Annotated in this window: 7 protein-coding genes; all 7 read left to right on the top strand. The window is 40.8% G+C overall.

The genetic code is table 11. From position 1 onward, the window contains the following. Positions 1-305: lysophospholipid acyltransferase family protein (locus tag AB5026_RS18390; protein WP_368214116.1), on the top strand; the 305-nt coding region annotated here is incomplete at its 5' end. A 184-nt stretch (positions 306-489) separates the two neighbouring features. Next, complete coding sequence (locus AB5026_RS18385; protein ID WP_368214115.1) at positions 490-1,956, top strand: alpha-L-fucosidase; 1,467 nt, start codon at positions 490-492, stop codon at positions 1,954-1,956. Between the two features lie 67 nt (positions 1,957-2,023). Next, on the top strand, positions 2,024-3,346 hold the full coding sequence (locus AB5026_RS18380) for an alpha-L-fucosidase (protein ID WP_015526585.1): 1,323 nt from the start codon (positions 2,024-2,026) through the stop codon (positions 3,344-3,346). Positions 3,347-3,441: 95 nt separating this feature from the next. After that, positions 3,442-4,740, top strand: coding sequence for a leucine-rich repeat protein (locus tag AB5026_RS18375; protein WP_368214114.1), 1,299 nt, complete (start codon positions 3,442-3,444; stop codon positions 4,738-4,740). Between the two features lie 209 nt (positions 4,741-4,949). Next, a complete protein-coding gene (locus AB5026_RS18370; RefSeq protein WP_015526587.1) occupies positions 4,950-5,492 on the top strand; it encodes a DNA-binding transcriptional regulator in 543 nt (180 codons plus the stop codon). A 125-nt stretch (positions 5,493-5,617) separates the two neighbouring features. Then, positions 5,618-6,301 (top strand): hypothetical protein, encoded by a 684-nt coding sequence (locus AB5026_RS18365; protein ID WP_368214113.1) that lies wholly within the window; start codon positions 5,618-5,620, stop codon positions 6,299-6,301. A 536-nt stretch (positions 6,302-6,837) separates the two neighbouring features. Beyond that, positions 6,838-7,274, top strand: a 437-nt coding sequence (locus AB5026_RS18360; protein WP_368214112.1) for a LacI family DNA-binding transcriptional regulator, incomplete at its 3' end; no start/stop codon positions are given.

Genomic DNA, 7,274 nt, shown 5'->3' with positions numbered 1-7,274 from the left:
AAGTGAAGGCTGGTCGTAATTATCTGATCTTTCCGGAGGGAACCAGAAGTAAAAACGGAAATCATCCGGGGCCGTTCAAGGGCGGCAGCTTCAAGACTGCCACCAAGACGAAATGCCCGATCGTTCCGGTTGCACTGATCGATTCCTTTAAGGCTTTTGATACCGGCTCTACAGAGAGGATCACCGTACAGGTGCATATCCTTCCTCCGATGTATTATGAGGAATACAAAGATATGCATACCACAGAGCTCGCAGAAGAAGTGAAGAGACGGATCGAAAAGGTGATCGAAGAGAATATTATGTAAAAAAGAAAAGACTTTGATGAAGTTGGAACAAAAACATCATCAAGGTCTTTTTTTTTGTTGTATGTTTTGTATAAAAACGAAACGTTTTATTTGTGAATTGTTGGACATATACAACCAAAAGATTTGATGATAACATAGAGACATCCATACAATATAAATAAAAAGATGTAAAGAGGACGAACAGATGAAAAAAGAAGAATACCTTTCTCGGATCGATGAGGTGATCGCACGGGGACCGTACACGGATACCTGGGATTCTCTCTGTGAGCATCCTACGCCGAAGTGGTATGCGAGAGATAAATTCGGAATTTTTATCCACTGGGGTGTTTACAGTGTTCCGGCTTTCGGAAACGAATGGTATCCCAGAAATATGTATGTGAAAGGCTCTAAGGAGAACCTGCATCATACAGAGAAATACGGAACTCTGGATAAATTCGGCTACAAGGATTTTATTTCTCAGTTTAGGGCTGAGAAGTTTGATCCGAAGGAATGGGCGGCCTTATTTAAAGAGGCGGGAGCGAAATTCGTAGTTCCGGTAGCGGAGCATCACGATGGATTTCAGATGTATGCCAGTGACCTTTGTCGCTGGAACGCTGCTGAGATGGGACCGAAAAGAGATATTCTCGGAGAGCTGAAGACAGAGGTTGAGAAAGAGGGAATGGTTCTCGGTGCTTCTTCTCACAGAGCAGAGCATTACTGGTTCTTTAATGGAGGTCGTCAGATCCCGGAGGCTGATGTCAATGATCCGGAATATGCGGATCTTTATGGGCCGGCAGCAGGAATCACCAGAGATATGAGTGATATTTATGACAATCCTCCGACAGAGGAGCATATGCAGGACTGGCTTGTCCGCACCTGCGAGATCGTGGATAAATATCAGCCATCCATCGTGTATTTTGACTGGTGGATCCAGCAGTATGCATGGAAACCGTATCTTCGTAAATTTGCAGCATATTATTACAACCGTTCTGCACAGTGGGGAAAAGAAACAGCTATTGATGCCAAATTTGACGCATATGTTTACGGCAGCGCAGTCAATGATCTGGAAAGAGGTCAGTTAGACCATATCACGCCGGATCTGTGGCAGAATGATACGTCTGTAGCTAAGAACTCCTGGGGCTATACCATTGGAAATGATTATAAGAAGCCTTCCGATATAGTGCTGGATCTGATCGATGTAGTCAGCAAAAATGGTGCACTTCTTCTTAATATCGGACCGAAGCCGGATGGAACAATTCCGGAAGAGGATGCACATATCCTGAGAGAAATGGGAAAATGGCTGAAGGTAAACGGAGAGGCGATATACGGAACCAGATATTGGAAGACATTCGGAGAGGGACCGACGGTGGTTCCGGAGGGACATTTCACGGATACCTATGATAAGCACTTTACTTCTGAGGATATCCGTTTTACAAGTAAGAGCAATCATATTTATGCGACTGTTCTGCACTGGCCGGAGGATGGAGAGATCCATATTAAAGCTCTTGGCAATGATATGAAGCTTTTGAAATCCACGATCCGGGATATTGAGATCCTCGGAACAGATCTGCATCCGGCATTTGCGAGAAATAAAGAACTGGATATTTCCTGCGGAAGAGGGGTTATTGAGGCGGGAGATATGCCGGTGGTATTGAAGATCACAGTAGAATAGCTGTTGGGGGAAGCGAGTAAATTATAATGTCTTTTTGAAAGGACAGAAAGGATAAGGTATTTTAATTATGGGAGATGTAAGATTCACAGGAAACTGGAACTCTGTAAATGCACACACAGTTCCAAAATGGTATGAGGATTGTAAATTTGGAATTTTTATCCATTGGGGAATTTATTCCGTGCCGGCATTTGCACCGCATACATGGGAGCTGGGAGAGGTTGATTCCAAGGAATGGTTTGCGGATAATCCGTATGCAGAATGGTATTACAATTCTCTGAACATTGGAAAAGGTCCTACATATAAGCATCATATAGAAAAATACGGAAAAGATTTCAAATACGAAGATTTTATTCCTATGTGGAAAGCTGAAAACTGGGATCCGAAGCAGTGGGCAGAGATCTTCAAAGAAGCAGGTGCGGAGTATGTTGTTCTGACAACCAAGCATCATGACGGATTCTGCCTGTTCCCAAGTAAATATACACATTTCAATTCCGTAGAAATGGGACCGAAGAGAAATATCACCGGTGAGCTGACAGAAGCTGTCCGTGACGCAGGAATCCGCATGGGCCTGTATTATTCCGGACTGATCGACTGGCAGTATGCAAACGATCCTATTTTTGAGGATGATGATCTGTTTGGAACAGCCAGCCCGACATTTGCATATGCAGATTATTCCTATAATCAGATGAAAGAGCTTGTAGATGATTATGCACCGAGTGTGTTCTGGAATGATATCGGATGGCCGACACAGAGTGAAGAGATGATGCCGTATTTCTTTGCACATTATTACAATAAGGTTCCGGAGGGTGTGGTAAATGACCGTTTCAACGGACGTTATCACGATTTCCTTACTAAGGAATATAAAGCCGGTTCTGTAAACAGAAATGAGAAATGGGAGATGTGCCGTGGAATGGGCTTATCCTTCGGTTATAATGCCAACGAAGGCGATGACAAGCTGATCTCTGTTCCGGATCTGATCTCACTTCTTGTCGGAACAGTGGCAAATAACGGAAATCTTCTCCTGAACATCGGCCCGAAGGCAGATGGAACGATTCCGGAGGAGCAGGTAAGAAGACTGAAGATCTTGGGTGCATGGCTGAAGGTAAACCATGACGGTATTTACGGAACACGCTGCAGTGACCGTGAATCTGAGCTGCTTGAGAGTGGAATTGAGCTCCATTATACACAGAAAGACGGAAATCTGAATGTGTTTGCAGATCATCTGAAGGAAGGTGCCAATGAATTCCTGATCAAGGGCTATCATGGGGCGCTGAGACCATTTGATCCGGCAGTGAAGGTAGAAACTGAAGATACTGCAGAAGGACTTCTTGTGAAGATCCCGGAATATAAAGAAGATATGTATGTGGTTGGATTAACCAACAGATTCTAAATGATGAATAGGAGGACCGGATGTATGCCGGTCCTTTTGTTGCTGCATGGGAGAAGATCGTGGATATCCGATCGATTCTCAGGGAGGGAGCTTTTATGTTTGGGAAAAAAATCGCAATACTGTTATCAACGGCAATGATCCTGACAGGGTCCTGTGTATCTTCTGTGGCTGTACATGCACAGACTGGTTATGCGGCTGAATATGCACAGGAAGCATCGGCAGCAGGTGTGCAGAGCACTGCAAAGCTTGTTGCGAAGGGCTCCTGTGGAAGCAAAGCTGTTTACCGGTTGTACTCCAATGGAAACCTGCAGATACAGGGAAAAGGGGAGGTTAAGGTTACCGATGATTTTTCATACAGATCAGCAATGATAAAAACAGTAACCGTTGCATCTGGGATCACGGGAATCGGTGACAGAACCTTTTCAGGCTGCAGAAATATGAAGAGGATTTCGTTGCCGGGAACTCTGCGGAGTATTGGAGTAAGAGCATTTGGAGATACTGCGATCACCAGGATCAAGCTTCCTGATGGACTGAAAAGCATTGGTGCATATGCTTTTTACCAGAGTAAGCTTATGAGCCTGGATGTACCGAAAACTGTAACAAAAATTGATGAATATGCTTTCAGTTACTGTAACAATCTGGAATCTGTCAGCATTCCGGGAAGTGTGAAAATATTACCGGAATCGTTATTTGAGGCAGATATGAAACTGAAAAAGGTTGCGCTTGGACAGGGCGTTTCCAGGATAGAAAGAGCGGCCTTTCGGCATTGCGGTTTGACAGGAGTAAGCTTTCCGGACAGTGTTACGGTTATTGGGGAAGGTGCGTTTTCTTTTTGTACAGATCTCAGAAAGGTGTCGTTGCCGAAGAAGCTTACAGAGATCGGGAACGGTGTATTCAGTAATTGTCGAAAACTGGGGAATATTACAGTACCTGCCAGTGTGAAAAAGATCAGAAGCCATGCTTTTTATGATTGCTTGGCAATGAAAAAGATTACGATCCTCAACAGTAAAACAGTGATAGAAAAAGAAGCGATCGGCTATAATTTCAATAGTGGAAAAAATAAAACTTTTGTCATTGCCGGAAAAAAGGGTTCTACTGCGCAGACTTACGCAAAGAAAAATGGGTTCCGTTTTTTGAACAATACTGCCGCAGTAAGGACTGCAAAGATGACCGGCGTGCCCAAAACAAAAACCATACTTCGTGGAAAAACATACACGATCCAGGCAGTGACCGTGCCGTATTACAGCGACGAAAAGATTCTTTTCCGTTCCTCGGATCGCAGGATCGCTACGGTAAATTCCAAAGGTGTTGTAAAGGGAATCCGAAAAGGGACGGCCTTGATCACCGTGCAGAGCGGAGCGAAAAAACTGAACTGTAAGATAACGGTGAAGTAACGATGAAGCAGGCGTACGTAAAATCGCCATAACAGTGAAAGAATACAAAAGAAAATAAAAACAGAAGCCCGGCAGATGAAACATGGAGAGTTTTCACATGTGCAGCTGCCGGGTTTTTTATAAATATAGAAAACCCTTAAAATAAGGAATAAAATAGCTTGTTATACCCTTAAAATAAGGGTATATTAATAAAAAAGGGGGAATCTAAAATGACAGGATATGCTGTGAAACATTCGATACGGGCAGAAGATATACGAATTTTAAGGAAGAAATTGAAGCTTACACAAAAAGATTTTGCAAAGTTAGTAAATGTATCTCAGAAAACAATAGAAAGATGGGAAAGTGAAAATCGGGATATTACAGGACCGGTTACGACATTAGTTCATATTTTAAACGAGTATCCTCAGATAGAGGAAAACCTCCGCGTGCCGGAAAAAGAATATCCGATACGCTTATGGTACATGTTTAAGAGTGAAATATGTACGATTATTGATGTGGATGAGAGAGGCAGAAAAGTAAAAATATATAATTATACAAACAATTTTATTAAAAAAGCATTTGGCCGAAATGAAAAACCAACCTTTGAAGAATACGAGGAATTTCTGGAATCTCGTTGTTTCCCGAGACAACGAGACAAAATAAAATTGGTATTAGAAGATTTGAATCTGCCATTTTATGATCCGTTTATGATCATAGAAAAGACCGAAGGAAGAATGGCAGAGGATGATTTCTGGATCAGGATTGAGAGGTAAAAATGGTACAGCTTTTTGAACAGGATATCAAAACAAATGACAGACAATCGTCAAAAGGAAACCAATTGAAATGGTGCAGGAACAATGTATGGTATAAAGCTGATTATATGGGATATGAGGGATTGGTGGAATATGTTGTTTCACGTTTGTTGGAAAAATCTTCACTGAAACAGGAAGAGTATGTTTTATATAAAACAGAAGAGATTAGTTATAAGAGAAGAAAATATCTGGGATGTAAAAGTGAAAATTTTTTGCCTGAGGGATGGCAGCTTATTACATTAGAAAGACTTTTTTATGGATTTTATAATGAAAGTCTTTATAAAAAATTATTCACGATTCCAGAACATTCGGAAAGACTGGAATTTATAGTAGATCAGACGGAACGCATTACGGGAATTAGCGATTTTGGAAAGTATATGAGTAAGATCCTGGCAATTGATACATTTTTTATGAATGAAGATCGGCATATGCATAATATTGGAGTCTTAATGGATGCAGAAGAAAAATATCATTTATGTCCAATATTTGATAACGGTGCAGGACTGCTATCAGATATACAGATGGATTATCCGATGGAAGAAAACATAAATAATCTGATGGAGGAGGCACGATCAAAAACTCTGTGTGAAGATTTTGATGAGCAGATCGAGATTGCAGAAGAATTGTATGGTCAGCAGATAAGGCTGAAATTTAATGAAAAAGATGTAAAAGAAATATTGGATATGGAAAGTTATTATCCGCAGGAATATAAAGAAAGAGTATTTGAGATTATTATGAGCAGGAGAAGAAAGTACAGATATTTATTTTGAATAACTGCACGTCGTATTTTTGGTATTTTGGTAATAAAGCAGGTGCAAAAGTTTTCACATGTGCAGCTGCCAGGTTTTTATAGTAGAAAAAATGTTAAAAAATGTCTGTAAACAGACAAAATATGACAAAAATATTCTAAACAAAGTTTGATTAAATGTGATGGGAAATTTATAATTTTAGTATAAATGTGAATTGGAAAATGGGGGAACGGTCACATCCAAAGGTGTTGTAAAAGGCATCAAAAAAGGAACTGCAACCATTACCGTTCAGAGTGGTTCCAAAAAACTGACCTGTAAGGTAATGGTTAAATAATTCAAAGGATATTAGTAATCAGCATTTGTTATTTACTCATAGTTATATCTTATATGTTTGAGTACGCAAAACAGACTGGAGCTTGATAAGAATATATATCAGGTTCTCAGTCTGTTTTTATATATTGCAGGCAAAAAAAGAACACGTTTTCACAAAATAAGATTGACTTTTTTCAAAATTCTTATTATCATATAAAACATATTTAATTACTATGAAATAAGGAATGATAAAAAATTCTGTTACACTGATGATACTGAGTTACACAGATGACGTTGAGCAGCGTACAGGACTGGTAGCGGGTAGACTTTTTTCAGAGGGAGGGGACGGGTACATGTCCATCAAGAAGATCGCAGAAAAGGCAGGGGTTTCACCGGCGACGGTTTCCAGAGTTTTGAATAATCCCAATTATAAATGTTCTGTTTCCGGACTCAGGGATAAGATATGGAAAACAGCTATCGAGATGAATTATGTGCCCAACGAGGCGGCCCGGAATCTGAAAAAAGGCGTTTCCGCAAAGCAGGAGAAAACCTGGTACATCAATATCCTGATGACAAGAACCGATTCTTCCACAACGGATCCGTTTTTTGCGGAGCTCCTTCGGGTGATCGAAAGTGAGATCCATGATAAAAACTGCATTCTTTCCAAAGTATGGTATATGTC

Origin of the sequence: Blautia sp. RTP21359st1_E11_RTP21359_211015 (assembly GCF_040910705.1) — a bacterium.
Classification (GTDB): Bacteria; Bacillota; Clostridia; order Lachnospirales; family Lachnospiraceae; genus Blautia_A; species Blautia_A fusiformis.
This window is presented reverse-complemented; position numbering and strand designations above follow the sequence as displayed.